The organism is Pseudomonas prosekii, from assembly GCF_900105155.1.
In the GTDB taxonomy this organism is placed as follows: Bacteria; Pseudomonadota; Gammaproteobacteria; order Pseudomonadales; family Pseudomonadaceae; genus Aquipseudomonas; species Aquipseudomonas prosekii.
Window position 1 is genome coordinate 5,111,789 of the sequence record NZ_LT629762.1, and the last position, 13,506, is coordinate 5,125,294.

The window sequence follows — 13,506 nt, forward strand, 5'->3', positions numbered from 1 at the left end:
GGTCGGGTCTGCCCTCAACGCTTTTTGTGGTCATTTATGGAAAAGTCGAAGCTACGCAAAATCGGTTTGGCGCTGGGACTGGCTGCGGTGGCCGGGTTGATTTTCTACACCGTGCAGGCGCCGGCCGAGCCGCCGCAATACCTGCTGGCCAGCGTCGAGCGGGCGGACATTGAAAACGCCGTGTTGGCCACCGGTTTGCTCGAAGGCATCAAGCAGGTCGATGTCGGCGCGCAAGTGTCCGGACAAATGAAGTCGCTCAAGGTCAAGCTCGGCGACAAGGTGAAAAAGGGCCAATGGCTGGCGGAAATCGATCCGCTGGTGCTGCAGAACACCTTGCGCCAGGCCCAGGTCGACGAAGAAAACCTGCAAGCGCAACGCCGCGCCACGCTGGCCCAACTCAAGCAGACGCAGGCGGTTTACTCGCGTTATCGCGACTTGCAGGAAGACGCCTCGATCTCCCGACAGGATTTCGAATCCGCCGAATCCGCTTACGACGTGCAGCGCGCCAACCTGTTGTCCCTCGATGCGCAAATCAAGAGCGCGCACATTCAGATCGACACCGCCAAGGTCAATCTCGCCTATACGCGAATCGTCGCGCCGATTGACGGCGACGTGGTCGGCATCGTCACCCAGGAAGGGCAAACGGTGATCGCCCAGCAACTGGCGCCGGTGCTGCTGAAACTGGCGGACCTGGACACCATGACCGTCAAGGCGCAGGTCTCGGAGGCCGACGTGATTCACATCACGCCGGGGCAGGACGTTTATTTCACCATTCTCGGCGAGGACAAACGCTACTACGGCAAACTGCGCGGCACCGAACCGGCGCCGCAAAACTTCCTCGAAACCCAGACTGCCGGCACGCCGAAACAGAACACTGCGGTGTTCTACAACGCGCTGTTCGATGTGCCAAACCCGGACCATCGTTTGCGCATCGCCATGACTGCGCAGGTGCGCATCGTCCTCGATACCGCCACCTCGGTTTTGACCGTGCCGGTCGCGGCGCTGGGGCCGCGCAACAGCGACGGCACATTTCCGGTGCGCGTGCTGGATGCCAAGGGTCAGGCGCAAACGCGCAACGTGCAAACCGGGATCAACAACAACGTCAAAGTTCAGGTCAACCAAGGCCTGGCCGAGGGCGACAAAGTGGTGATTGGCGATCCGCTGCCCGCCGTGGCCGGGAGCTGAACATGAGCCAGCCATTACTCGAACTTCAGGGCATCACCCGCAGTTTCATGGCCGGCGAGCGTGAGTTTCTCGCGCTCAAGGACATCAGCCTGACGATCCATTCCGGGGAAATGGTGGCGATTATCGGCGCTTCCGGTTCCGGCAAATCGACCTTGATGAACATCCTCGGTTGCCTCGATTACGCGACGGCCGGCAGCTACAAAATCAATGGCCTGGAAACCCGCGAACTGGACGATCAGGCGTTGGCCGAGCTGCGCCGCGACTACTTCGGTTTCATCTTTCAGCGTTACCACTTGCTGCCGCACCTGAGCGCGATGCACAACGTCGAGATGCCGGCGATCTATGCCGGCACCGCCGAGGTCAAGCGTCATGGCCGCGCCAGGGACCTGCTGGCGCGGCTGGGTTTGTCCGGGCATCTGACGCATCGGCCGAGCCAGCTCTCGGGCGGGCAACAGCAGCGCGTGAGTATCGCCCGCGCCTTGATGAACGGCGGTGAAGTGATTCTCGCCGACGAGCCGACCGGCGCGCTCGACACCACCAGCGGCAAGGAAGTCATGCGCATCCTGCTGGAGCTGCATGCGGCCGGGCACACGGTGATCCTTGTCACCCACGACCCGAAAGTCGCCGCCAACGCGCAACGGATCATCGAGGTCAGCGATGGCCAGATCCTCAGCGACCGGCGCAACGAACGCGCCGAGCAGCCGTTGTCCGCCGAGCCATCAACCACGCTCAAACCGAACGGCACGCGGCGGCTGGTGGCGAGCCTCGGCTTGTTCAAGGAAGCGTTCAACATGGCGTGGGTGGCGCTGATTTCCCATCGCATGCGCACGCTGCTGACCATGCTCGGGATTGTCATCGGCATCACCTCGGTGGTGTCGATTTCGGCCATCGGCGAAGGCGCCAAGGGCTACGTGCTCAAGGACATTCAGGCGATCGGCAGCAACACCATCGACGTCTATTCCGGCACCAGTTTCGGCGACAGTCGGGCGACCGCGATTGAAACCCTGGTGCCGGCGGACGTGCTCGCGCTGAGCCAGTTGTATTACGTCGACAGCGCCACCCCGGTGGTCGGACGCAACCTGTTGCTGCGCTTTCGCAACATCGACCTGAATGCCCAGGTCAACGGCGTCAGCGATCAATATTTCAAGGTCAAGGGCCTGAAAATGGCGGCCGGCATTGCCTTCAGCGAAAGCGATGCGCGACGCCAGGCGCAAGTGGTGGTGATTGATCACAACACGCGTCTGCGGCTGTTCGGTGCCGGGGTCGATCCGCTGGGGCAGGTGATCCTGATCGGCAATTTGCCGTGCACAGTGATCGGGGTCACTGCCGAGAACAAGAACATCTTCGCCGCGAGCAAATTGCTCAACGTCTGGGTGCCTTACGAAACCGCCGCCGGACGTTTGTTGGGCCAACGTTATCTGGACAGCATCACCGTGCGGATCAAGGACGGCCAGCCGAGCAAAGTGGTGGAAGATCACGTCAACAAGCTGTTGCTGCAGCGCCACGGCAGCAAGGATTTTTTCACCAATAACCTCGACAGCATCATGCAAACGGTGCAGAAAACCAGCCGCTCACTGGCGCTGTTGTTGTCGTTGATCGCGGTGATTTCGTTGCTGGTCGGCGGCATTGGCGTGATGAACATCATGCTGGTGTCGGTGACCGAGCGCACCCGTGAGATCGGCATCCGCATGGCGGTCGGCGCCCGCCAATCGGACATTCGTCAGCAATTTCTGGTGGAAGCGGTGATGGTTTGCCTGATTGGCGGGGTGATCGGCATTTCGCTGTCATACGCCATCGGCTATCTGTTTTCGCTGTTCGTCAAGGAATGGCAAATGGTCTTCTCGATGGGCTCGATCATCACCGCATTTGCCTGCTCGACATTAATCGGCATCGTGTTCGGTTTTGTCCCGGCGCGCAACGCGGCGCGCCTGGACCCGATTGAAGCGCTGGCGCGCGATTGAGCACGAGCAATGCGCTCAGGCCAGCGTGAAGGACGTCTCGGTGGCCGCGCGGTCCTGCGCTGAATACATCCAGCGTTTCAGTGAATGGCGGCCACTGATGCCCATTTTTATCGCGGCGCGCTTGAGGTAGCTTTCGACCGTATTGGCCTTGAGGTTGAACTGCTGCGCCAACTCGGGCGCGGTGCTGCCGGCGAGCAAGCCGATGCACACTTCCAGTTCGCGATTGGACAGGCGCAAACCGGATTGCACCAGGCGCTCGGAAAAACGCTGGCGCAACACGTCGAGGCGCTGGCCTTCGCTGCTTGCGTTCGCGTGTTCGAGGCCGATGGCGGCGTGATGCAGGGCGGCGACGTGTTTTTCCACCATCGGCAGCAGCAGCGGGGCGAAACCTTCGAAAAGCCGTCGATCCTGCGCGGAAAAGTCCACAGCGTGCGGCGATCGATGCACCGAGACCAGATAACGCACATTGCCGTCGCGGCGGCTCATGTGCAATTGCGGCGAAGTCTCGGTGGTGGGCAGGGACGTCAATTGCGCGCCGAGCCAGCAGCCACAGGTTTGCGTCTGCAAATGGCCGTGGGCGTCGACATTGGTTTGCGAAATGTGCGTGGCGTCGATGGCCAGGCGGGTGAGCATCAGCTCGTGGAGCATCTGCGCAAAACCGCGCGTGCCAGTGCTGGCAATGACTCTGCCAATGTGCGGAAACAGAATTTGTGTATTCATCATTTCATCCGTGAGTTTGAGGTGTTGAGGTCCAGGTCCTTTTGCGCGATTTGATGAGGTAAACGGCACAATTGCCGATCACGCCGACGATGCGGCTGCTTCGTATCCTAGTACAGAGCGGCGTAGGAGGTAGTGGCAAAATGATTTTTTTGCACTGATTTGTAGCAGCGTGCTGTTGAGCGGGGGTTGATTGCATCATTTGAGATTGGTGCTGGATGGGCGGCCGTCATCGCGAGCAAGCTCGCTCCCACAGTTGATCTGCGTCGGACACAAATCCCATGTCCCCCGCAAATCCAATGTAGGAGCGAGGCTTGCCCGCGAAAGCGGTGTGTCAGTCGCTATCGATGTTGGATATGCCACCGTCATCGCGAGCAGGCTCACTCCTACATTGGATCTGCGGTGAACACGGTTTTGTGATCGACATGCAACCCTGTAGGAGTGAGCCTGCTCGCGATGCTTTTCAGCTTTTCACACCTTCAACACTTTCCCGCCAATCGCCACGGCCACCAGCAACACGGCCATCAGCCCGAACGCGAAGCTCAGGCTGCTGCCATGAGCGACGAAGCCGATCAGTGCCGGTCCGGCGAGGATCCCGGCGTAGCCGAGTGTGGTAATCGCCGGTACGGCAATGCTTTCCGGCATGACCGTTTGTTTGCCCACGGCGGTGTACAGGACCGGCACAATGTTCGAGCACCCGGCGCCGACCAGCGCATAACCCACCAACGCTGCCTGCCAGCTCGGCGCAAATGTCGCCAGCGCCAGACCTACCGCCGCCGTCAGCCCGCCAAACACCATCACTTTGGTCGCGCCGAGGCGCCGCACAATCGCATCGCCGGTCAGACGCCCGGCGGTCATGGTCAGCGCGAATGCCGCATAACCGAGCCCGGCATACGCCGTGTCGATCCCGCGTTCCGACGCCAGGAACACCGCGCTCCAGTCGAGCACCGCGCCTTCGGTGAGAAAAACGATAAAGCACATCATCCCGATAAACAGCACGATGCCATGCGGCACGGCAAACGCCGGCCCGGAACTTTCGCTGCCATACGGCAACAGATGCGGCGCCGCTTTGAGCAGCGCGACAATCAGCATCACATTCACCACCAGCGTCGCGCCGAGCGGCGAAACGCCGAGGCCGAGGAGGGCGCTGACACCCGCCGCGCCGACGATCCCGCCGAGACTGAACAAGCCATGAAAACCCGACATCATGGTTTTGCCGCTGGCGCGCTCGACAATCACCGCTTGCAGATTCACCGTCGAATCCACCGTGCCCAGCCCGGCACCAAACATGAACAACGCCGCAATCAGCGCCGGAATCGACGACACCGTCGCCAACAATGGCAGCGCCGCACAAATCAACAACACCCCGGCACTGACCACCCGCCGACAGCCAAAACGTGTGGCCAGCAACCCCGCCAGCGGCATCGCAATAATCGACCCGACGCCCAGGCACAACAGCAGCAAACCGAGCGTGCCTTCGTCCAGCCCGGCACGCGCCTTGGCGTAAGGCACCAGCGGCGCCCACGCGGCGATGCCGAAACCGGCGATGAAAAAAGCCACGCGGGTGGACATCTGCTCCAGGCGTCCGGGCACAAATGAGGTGGGGGTGTTGAGGTTGGTCATATCGATCCTTGGCAAAAAACGTCGCGTACCCAAGGGACAGTGACTTACCGGTCAGGTTCGATCAGCGTCCGCAGTGGTTCGCGGTCAGGCAGGGCGACATCGTTGCACAGGGTGGGGGGGATCGCGAGTGCGGTGGCGCGGACGGCTATTTCATCACCCGGTTTTGCCGCTACAGTAAGGCACTTTTCGCGCGGAATTCAGGACCGACCATGACGCCGTTCTATGACGCTCGAGGCAATATCTACGCGGTGATGACGCCAGACGCACTACGCCGCAACGGCATCGAACTGGCGGCAAACGCCCGCGACGCGGCGCAGACCCGCGAGGAGTGGGCGTTGCTGGCCATCGAGGCTTTCTGCAGTTGGGCACCCGGCACTCAGCCACTCGGCGCCAAACAACATCGCTGCGACGGCCTGCTGATCGGGCCGTTCCAGACGTCGCCACCTTTCGATCTGCTCATCGTCAACACTGACGGCACGCTTGCCGAGCGCAGTGGCAATGGCTTGACGATTTTCTCGCAAGCGCTGAGTGAGCAAGGTTTGCTGGGCAATCAGCAGGACTGTGTGCTCAAGGTTCATCACGATAAAACCGACGCTGTCTCACCCGTGGAAACCTCGGTGAAACCCGCCGAGGTCGACGGCGTCCACGGCTTCTGGCTGGACCTCGGCAAACCTGCGTTCGGCCCGCAGGCCGTCGGTGCGCGGGATGTTCAAACGGTGATGTTGAACGCTTGCGAAGTCAGTCATGTGCCGCCGTTATCGGCGCTGAGTCCCGCATGGGCGCACAGCCAGTTTGTGCGGATTGGCAATCCGCATTGCGTGACGCTGGTGGCGGACGTCGATGCCTTGCCGAGCAATCAGCAGATGCGTGAAGCGCCGCTGGCTGAAGGGCTGACGCGGATTGCTTTCGCCATGCCGAGCGGAGGCGGGCAGCCGTGTGCGGCGGGGGTGAATTTGCAATGGGCGGCGCTGGAATCTGCCGGGCAACTGCGCGCGCGGGTGTTTGAGCGAGGGGAAGGGCCGACGGCTTCGTCGGGCACTAGCGCGAGTGCGGTGGCGTGCGCGGCTTGGCGGGTTGGGTGGGTTCAAGCCGGGCCAGTGCAGGTCAAAATGCCCGGCGGGACGGCGCCGGTTTTGCTGGAAGAGCAGGGCGGTGAATTGAGTCGGGTGAGGTTGTTTGGTACGGCGCGGTTGATCGGGTGATTGGGAGATTGATTTCGCGGGCAAGCCTCGCTCCTACAGGGGATTTGTGGTGAACAGATAAATCCGCTGTAGGAGCGAGGCTTGCCCGCGAAGGCGTCCTCCCATTTCAACTCACATTCAAACCTGCTGCGGCCATTCCACGCTCGGCATCTGCCGTTTCATCAAAACCTCACCCCCGCGAATCGAGTACAGCGGCAGACCCTGGCTACGAATCACCTCGTAATCGCTGTCCGCTGACAGGATCAGCAGGTTCGCCGGGCGCCCGCGCTCCAGTCCATAACGGTCGCCCAGCGCCATGGTTTTTGCGCTGTTGTCGGTCACCAGATCCAGCGCGCTTTGCAGGTTGCGGTAACCGAGCATGTGGCAAATGTGCAGGCCCGCTTCAAGCACACGCAGGATGTTGCCGTTGCCCAGTGGATACCACGGATCGACGATCGAATCCTGGCCGAAACATACGTTCATCCCGGCTTCGAGCAACTCGTTGACGCGGGTGACGCCACGGCGTTTCGGGAAGTTGTCGAAGCGGCCTTGCAGGTGAATGCTTTCGGTCGGGCAGGAGACAAAATTGATTCCCGAATGCCCGAGCAAACGGAACAGCTTGGCGCAGTAGGCATTGTCGTAGGAGCCCATCGCCGTGGTGTGGCTGGCGGTGACGCGCGCCCCCATGTCACGGCTGCGTGCTTCTTCGGCCAGCACCTCGAGGAAGCGCGAATGCGGGTCGTCGGTTTCATCGCAATGCACGTCGACCAGGCAACCGGTACGCTCGGCCAGGTCCATCAGGAACTTGATCGAACTGACGCCTTGATCACGGGTGTATTCGAAGTGCGGAATGCCGCCGATCACGTCGGCGCCCATGCGAATCGCTTCTTCCATCAGCTCGCGCCCGTTGCGGTACGACTCGATGCCTTCCTGCGGGAACGCGACGATTTGCAGGTCGATCAGGTGTCGACTTTCTTCGCGCACTTCGAGCATGGCTTTGAGCGCAGTGAGGCTCGAATCAGTGACATCGACGTGCGTACGGACATGCTGGATGCCGTGGGCGGCGAGGGTCTGGATGGTCTTCTTGGCGCGGGTCTTGGTGTCTTCGAGGGTGATCGTCGCTTTGCGCTCGCCCCAGCATTCGATGCCTTCGAACAGCGTGCCGCTCATGTTCCAGCGCGGCTCGCCGGCGGTCAGCGTGGCGTCGAGGTGAATGTGCGGCTCGACGAAGGGCGGCACCACCAGGTTGCCGCCGGCGTCGAGGTCACCGGGGCCGAGGGTCGGGGCTTCGGTCTGGCGGGCGATGTTGCCGATCAGGCCGTTTTCCAGGTGCAATTCATGCAGGCCTTCTTGGTTGCGCAGGCGGGCGTTGATGATGTGCATCAGGCGAATCCTTTTATAGATCTTGTAGTGGTGCGACGGCGGTGCGGACACCCAGCACGCCGGTCAATAACACATACGTTAGCGCGGCAGCGGCAATGCCTACCAGCGGCGCGACCCACGGCGAGCTGAACGCGGCAATGGTGCCGACGGCGTAGGCACTCAGTCCGGACCAGTTGAACGCCGGCAGCCGGGCTTCAGCCAGTCGTGGATATTGACCGCGATAACGGAAGAAAAAGTCCGCCATGATCACTCCGCCGATCGGCGGAATCACCGTGCCGAGCAGAATCAGGTACGGCACCAGCATGTCGTACATGCCCAGCAGCGCCAGCAGCGTGCCGATCACCGCGCCGGCCAGGGTCACGGTTTTGCGCCGCCCGGTGCGCAGCAGATTGCAACCGGCGACGGCGAAGTTGTAGATGGTGTTGTCCTGGGTGCTCCAGATATTGAGCAGCAACATGGCCATCGCAGCCATCGCAAAACCTTGCAGCAACAGCACTTCGACCACGTCCGGTTGCTGGTAGACGATTGCGCCGTAAGCGCCGATCAACACCATCAGGCCGTTGCCGATGAAGAAGCCGATCAGGCTCGCCAGCACCGCCACCCGTGCCGAACGCGAGAAGCGTGTCCAGTTTGTCGCTTGCGTCGCGCCGCTGACGAAGGTGCCGAACACCAGCGTGATGGCGGTCGACCAGTCAAGTGTTCCCGTCGGTATCACCGCGAGCAAACCGTCGAAGCCGCCGACCTTCACCGTGGCAACCCACATCGACAGCATCAGCAGCAACATCATCGCCGGCACCGCGATGTAGGAGAGGATTTCCAGTCCGCGATAACCGACATACGCGGTGGCGCAAAACACCATGCCGAACAGCACCATCAGCCCAAGTACCGTGCCTTCGCTCAGCTCGAAATATTTGCCGAGCACCACCGCAGCGGTGGCGGTGCCCCAGGCGTACCAGCCGATCTGGGTGAAGCCGAGGATCAAATCGCTGAGCTTGCTGCCGACTTCGCCAAAGCAGAAACGCCCCATCAGCACTGAGTTGAGGCCGCTTTTGAAGGCGATGTAACCGAGCGCCGCCGCGTAGATGCCGAGCAGCAGATTGCCGACAACGATCACCGCCATCATCTCGGCAAAACTGAACGCCACGCCGAGCTTGCCGCCGGCAAACATGGTCGCGGTGAAGAAGGTGAAACCCAGCAGCACCATGGCCGTGGAGGCAAGGCCCTTGCGGGCATGCATCGGTACTTCGCTGAGCGGGTAATCGTTGCCGGGATCGTTCTGCGCCATGGGGCATTCCTTGCTGGGATGAGGGACGCGAGAAGGGTTGCAGTGGTCGTGCCAAGGCTGGAGTGATGGGGTTATTTATAGCCCAGGCGCGGGGATTGCCTGGCGTTGCGGGCGAAAGCGGTGCGCAGTGTTGAAACCGCAACACCGTAATGAGGCAAACCCATCACCTGTAGCGAGGGTGACTAAGGATTGCGCGACAACGGCAAAAACCGCAGCAGCGCCGCGACGATCGCTTCCGGCGCATCTTCTTGCAGCAGGTGCCCGGCATTGGCAATGGCGTGGAAGTGCGATCCCGGGATCAACCGGTGCAACGCGCGCCCGCGCTCGATCGGGATCCACTGATCATCTTCGCCCCAGAGAATCTGTACCGGGCAGCGAATGCTCGGGTACAGCGGTTCGGCTTCCTGCGTATAGCGCTCGTCCATTTGTGCGATCTGCCGGTAGAACGCCGCTTGGCCCGAGTCGCCGAGCCATGGCTGCACGTAGGGCGCCAGTTCCTCGTCAGGGATGTCGCGTTGGATCGCGCCACGAATATAGGCCGGCACAATTGCGCGCTGGATGTAATCCGGCAGGCCGCTGAACGCCGCTTGATGCTGGCGCACATGCTTCACGAACGGCGAACCCCAGGGCGTCAGCGCCACCGGATCGATCAGCGTCAGGCTGCGGTAGTTTTTGCCGTTGAGCAAATGCGTGCGCAGCGCGGTGGCGCCGCCGAAATCGTGAGCGACCACGTCGGGTTGCTGCAGGCCCCAGTGGTCGAGCAGTTGCGCCAGCAGTTCGTTCTGCACGCCGAGGGACACGTCGCCGCTGATTTTCTCGGACTGCCCGTAACCCAGCAGATCGAAGTAATACACCCGATGCGTGGCGATAAAGTGCGGCGCGATGCGGTGCCACACATAGGAAGAAAACGGCGTGCCATGCACAAACACCAACGGCGGCCCGTCACCGCGCATGGCGTAGCGAACGCAATGTCCGTTGAAACGATAAGTCTGAGCCAGCGGCCAGTCAGTCATGAGGATGTCCTCTTGGCATGTTCGAGCGCGAAAGCATAGGACGAAAAGTGCGGGTTTGCCGTTGGGGCTCGGTATGCCCAACACGCTCCCACAATGGATCTCGGGTGGTCATGGGGTTTATGCCAACACGCAGCCCTGTAGGAGCGAGGCTTGCCCGCGAAAGCGCTGGGTCAGTCGACGATGATGTTGTCTGGCACGGCCTCTTCGCGGGCAAGCCTCGCTCCTACAATGGATCTCGGGTGGGCACGGGGTTTGTGGCCGTTACAGCGACTTGCTCATGTGCACGCGACGCAAACCGTTTTCTTCGACGCGATGGGTTTCCACGAAACCGCGGCGGGCGTACAGCGCGAGGTTTTCGCTCATCGCTTCGTTGGTGTACAGGCGGATCGACGAATATCCCGCCTCCAGCGCATGACGTTCGGCGAAGTCCAGCAACTGCCGGCCGAGGCCTTGGCCCTTGAGCGCCGGGCTCACGGCAACATTGTCCAGCAGCAAATAGTTTTCCGTGTCGATCAACACCACAAAACCGCTGAGGTGCTTCTCATCGGCAAGCACATGCACGCGCCTGGCCAGCACCTGGCTGGCGTAGTCATCGAGCATCGGCGCGGGTTTGCGGCCGATACGTTCGATGTAAGGCGAGTAAGCCGCCTCGACGATGGCCTCGATCTGCGCGATGTCCTCAAGCGTAGCGGGACGAATTAGCTGCGACATGACACGGACTCCTTTGGAGCCAAGGATGGGGCCCGACTGTACCGGTCGTGAGCGCGAAACGACAGGCATAAAAAAACCACCGTCGCCAGTGGTTCTTCTCGAACAGCGGTTTCACTCGCCGTGATAAATGCAGCCGCTGGTGCAGGTTTCATGAATGCGGATGGCGCTGAGTTCCGGCAGCAACGGCTTCAATTCATTCCAGATCCACTTGGCCAACACTTCGCTGGTCGGGTTTTCCAGGCCAGGAATATCGTTCAGGTAATTGTGGTCCAGGCGCTCGTACAGCGGCTTGAAGATCGCCTTGATTTCCGAGAAGTCACGGATCCAGCCAGTGTGCGGATCGAGGTCGCCGCTCAGGTGAATCGCGACTTTGAACGAGTGACCGTGCAAGCGGCCGCACTTGTGGCCGTCCGGCACGTGGGGCAAGCGGTGGGCGGACTCGAAGGTAAACTCTTTGAAAATTTCCAAAATGATTCCAGCTCTGTCAGGTGGCGATCGCCGCGGCGATTTGGGCAGGCGGCGAGTTTAACAGCTTGTCCTGACTAAAGGGTCAGCAAGCGCTCGCCAAGTCGACCGCTGGCGGCCAGTTCGAGAAACTCGTCGCCCATGCGCCGGCTCTCGTCCATCGCCGCGCGCCAGTATTTCTGCCGGTTCGGCGCATCGCCCATGAAGCGCTTGAAGTCGTTGCGGTCCGGCAGTTTGCCGAACGGCAGGCGCGCCAGGTATTCCTTCGACGGCGCCAGCAGCAGCACATCCTGCAAGCGCGTGGTACAGGCGCGGCGCCACGGCAGGGTCTTGTCGAACCAGCCGGGAATCACTCGATCGGTGAAATGCGGATAGAGCACGATGCCGTCGCCGCTGTAGGGCAGGTCGAGGTGATAGTCGAGCAGACCGCCGTCGCGGAAGGTCCCGGCGCCGGCCCCCGGCAGGTCGCGCACGCCCTCCATGACCATCGGGATCGAGCCCGACGCCAGCAGCGCCTGACGCAAGTTGCCGGCATTCAGGGCGACGAAGCGCGACGGAAAATCGTTCAGCGCATTCACCGGTGGCGCCAGGCGTGGGTCGTGAATGATCAGGCGCTCGAAGTGCCGCGCCAGCCGTGCCCGCCCGCGCAGGTTGTCGGCAATCACCGACGACAAGCCCAGCCCCAGCCGGCCGCGATGATCATGCGCGAGCAAACCGTGGCTTCTGACCACCATGATGTTCAGTCGGTAATGCGCGTTGTCGAGGATCGTCGCATCGCGGCCATCGAGCAGTTCATCGAGCATGCGCCGCGAGCTCTGGCTGATCTGCGCCATGGTCACGCCTTTGTCGAAATTCTGCTCGGTGTACAGATGGCCGAGGCGCCGAATGCCCGCGGCCGCATCCGGCAGGCATGCGCTGGCGAAGCGCCAGGAACCCACCGACGCGCCGATCAGCGAGCGCTCGCGCGGCGCCGCCGGCAGCCACTCCCCAAACAGCGCCAGGTCCAGACCCTGAATGCCCAACGCCTTGGGCCCGCCCGCCGCACCGGGGAGGGTGCCGACGTCGGCGGCGTTCAGGCCGTTCTCGCGAATACGCGCAAAGGCTCGCGGGCCGGCCTTGAGCGTCAGGGAAGGGAACTTGATGTGGATGGCGGTCATACCGGTCTCGATGTTTGGCGAACGGGGAATTATAGACAGGTCAACGACGAACTGTAGAAGCCAGGCTTGCCGGCGAAGGCGATTTTGAGGACGCCTTCGCCGGCGAGGGGCATAGGACACGCCCGAGCAATGATGGCAATTCAGTTTCAGTTAAGTTCGCCCCGCTATGGTGCACTCCTTGCGCAACACCATAATAAACACGGAGACACCCATGAAAACCCTGACTGCCCTGACCCTCGCTGCCATCATCGGCATGACCGCTGGCATCGCCCAGGCCCGAGACCTCGGCCCCGACGAAGCCCTCAGACTGCGCGACGCTGGTACCATTGTGTCTTTCGAGAAGCTCAACGCCACCGCACTGACCAAACATCCCGGTTCGACCATCACCGAAACCGAGCTGGAAGAAGAGTACGGCAAGTACATCTATCAGGTGGAAATGCGCGACCCGCAGGGCGTTGAGTGGGACCTGGAATTGGACGCTGTCAGCGGGCAGGTTCTCAAGGATCATCAGGATACGTAATGAAGCTGTTTTCATTTTCACGCACGGCGTTGGTGCTGCTGACGTTTTGCTCGGTGGTCGTGGCGCGCGACCTGGACCAGGACGAAGCCTTGCGCTTGCGCCAGCAGGGCGTGATCCTGCCGCTCGAGCAATTGCTGCAGCAAGCGCTGGACCGTTATCCGGGCTCGAAACTGCTCGAAGCCGAGCTGGAAGAAAAGCACGACGTGTACATTTATGAAGTCGAGTTGCTGACCACCGAAGGCGTAGTCCGCGAGCTGGACATCAAGGCTGCCACTGGCGAACTACTGAAAGACAAGGAAGATTGA

General features: G+C 61.5%; 13 protein-coding genes. 5 read left to right on the forward strand and 8 right to left on the reverse strand.

The window, feature by feature from the left end; genetic code table 11:
• Nucleotides 1-36: 36 nt before the first annotated feature.
• The gene (gene macA / locus BLU01_RS22980) at nucleotides 37-1,185 is read left to right on the forward strand and encodes a macrolide transporter subunit MacA (RefSeq protein ID WP_092279787.1); all 1,149 of its coding nucleotides are present in this window, start codon (nucleotides 37-39) and stop codon (nucleotides 1,183-1,185) included.
• Nucleotides 1,186-1,187: 2 nt separating this feature from the next.
• On the forward strand, nucleotides 1,188-3,146 hold the full coding sequence (locus BLU01_RS22985; RefSeq protein ID WP_092279789.1) for a MacB family efflux pump subunit: 1,959 nt from the start codon (nucleotides 1,188-1,190) through the stop codon (nucleotides 3,144-3,146).
• 15 nt (nucleotides 3,147-3,161) lie between these two features.
• On the opposite strand, the gene BLU01_RS22990 is transcribed toward BLU01_RS22985, so the two are convergent.
• Together BLU01_RS22990 and BLU01_RS22995 are read right to left on the reverse strand one after the other, a co-directional pair.
• Nucleotides 3,162-3,866: a helix-turn-helix transcriptional regulator gene (locus BLU01_RS22990; protein ID WP_092279791.1), complete on the reverse strand. Its 705-nt coding sequence runs from the start codon at nucleotides 3,864-3,866 to the stop codon at nucleotides 3,162-3,164.
• 468 nt (nucleotides 3,867-4,334) lie between these two features.
• Nucleotides 4,335-5,486 carry an MFS transporter gene (locus tag BLU01_RS22995; protein ID WP_092279794.1) on the reverse strand — a complete coding sequence of 384 codons (1,152 nt, stop codon included), beginning with the start codon at nucleotides 5,484-5,486 and terminating at the stop codon, nucleotides 4,335-4,337.
• A gap of 209 nt (nucleotides 5,487-5,695) precedes the next feature.
• Between BLU01_RS22995 and BLU01_RS23000 the strand changes: the two genes are divergently transcribed.
• Nucleotides 5,696-6,688, forward strand: coding sequence for a diaminopimelate epimerase (locus BLU01_RS23000; RefSeq protein WP_092279796.1), 993 nt, complete (start codon nucleotides 5,696-5,698; stop codon nucleotides 6,686-6,688).
• A 117-nt stretch (nucleotides 6,689-6,805) separates the two neighbouring features.
• Here BLU01_RS23000 and codA read toward each other — a convergent pair whose 3' ends face one another.
• The 6 genes from codA to BLU01_RS23030 form a co-directional block, all read right to left on the reverse strand.
• Nucleotides 6,806-8,050: a cytosine deaminase gene (gene codA / locus BLU01_RS23005; protein WP_092279798.1), complete on the reverse strand. Its 1,245-nt coding sequence runs from the start codon at nucleotides 8,048-8,050 to the stop codon at nucleotides 6,806-6,808.
• Nucleotides 8,051-8,063: 13 nt separating this feature from the next.
• Entirely contained in the window at nucleotides 8,064-9,335 is a 1,272-nt protein-coding gene (codB, locus tag BLU01_RS23010) for a cytosine permease (protein ID WP_092279800.1), read from the reverse strand.
• 182 nt (nucleotides 9,336-9,517) lie between these two features.
• Nucleotides 9,518-10,348: an alpha/beta fold hydrolase gene (locus BLU01_RS23015; RefSeq protein ID WP_092279802.1), complete on the reverse strand. Its 831-nt coding sequence runs from the start codon at nucleotides 10,346-10,348 to the stop codon at nucleotides 9,518-9,520.
• 261 nt (nucleotides 10,349-10,609) lie between these two features.
• The gene (locus tag BLU01_RS23020) at nucleotides 10,610-11,059 is read right to left on the reverse strand and encodes a GNAT family N-acetyltransferase (protein ID WP_092279804.1); all 450 of its coding nucleotides are present in this window, start codon (nucleotides 11,057-11,059) and stop codon (nucleotides 10,610-10,612) included.
• A gap of 111 nt (nucleotides 11,060-11,170) precedes the next feature.
• Nucleotides 11,171-11,527 (reverse strand): 6-carboxytetrahydropterin synthase QueD, encoded by a 357-nt coding sequence (gene queD / locus BLU01_RS23025; RefSeq protein ID WP_003179697.1) that lies wholly within the window; start codon nucleotides 11,525-11,527, stop codon nucleotides 11,171-11,173.
• 74 nt (nucleotides 11,528-11,601) lie between these two features.
• Complete coding sequence (locus tag BLU01_RS23030) at nucleotides 11,602-12,681, reverse strand: hypothetical protein (protein ID WP_092279806.1); 1,080 nt, start codon at nucleotides 12,679-12,681, stop codon at nucleotides 11,602-11,604.
• Nucleotides 12,682-12,892: 211 nt separating this feature from the next.
• Between BLU01_RS23030 and BLU01_RS23035 the strand changes: the two genes are divergently transcribed.
• Both BLU01_RS23035 and BLU01_RS23040 read left to right on the forward strand, forming a co-directional pair.
• Entirely contained in the window at nucleotides 12,893-13,201 is a 309-nt protein-coding gene (locus tag BLU01_RS23035) for a PepSY domain-containing protein (RefSeq protein ID WP_092279808.1), read from the forward strand.
• A complete protein-coding gene (locus tag BLU01_RS23040) occupies nucleotides 13,201-13,506 on the forward strand; it encodes a PepSY domain-containing protein (protein WP_092279810.1) in 306 nt (101 codons plus the stop codon). The genes BLU01_RS23035 and BLU01_RS23040 overlap by 1 nt, the downstream gene beginning before the upstream one ends.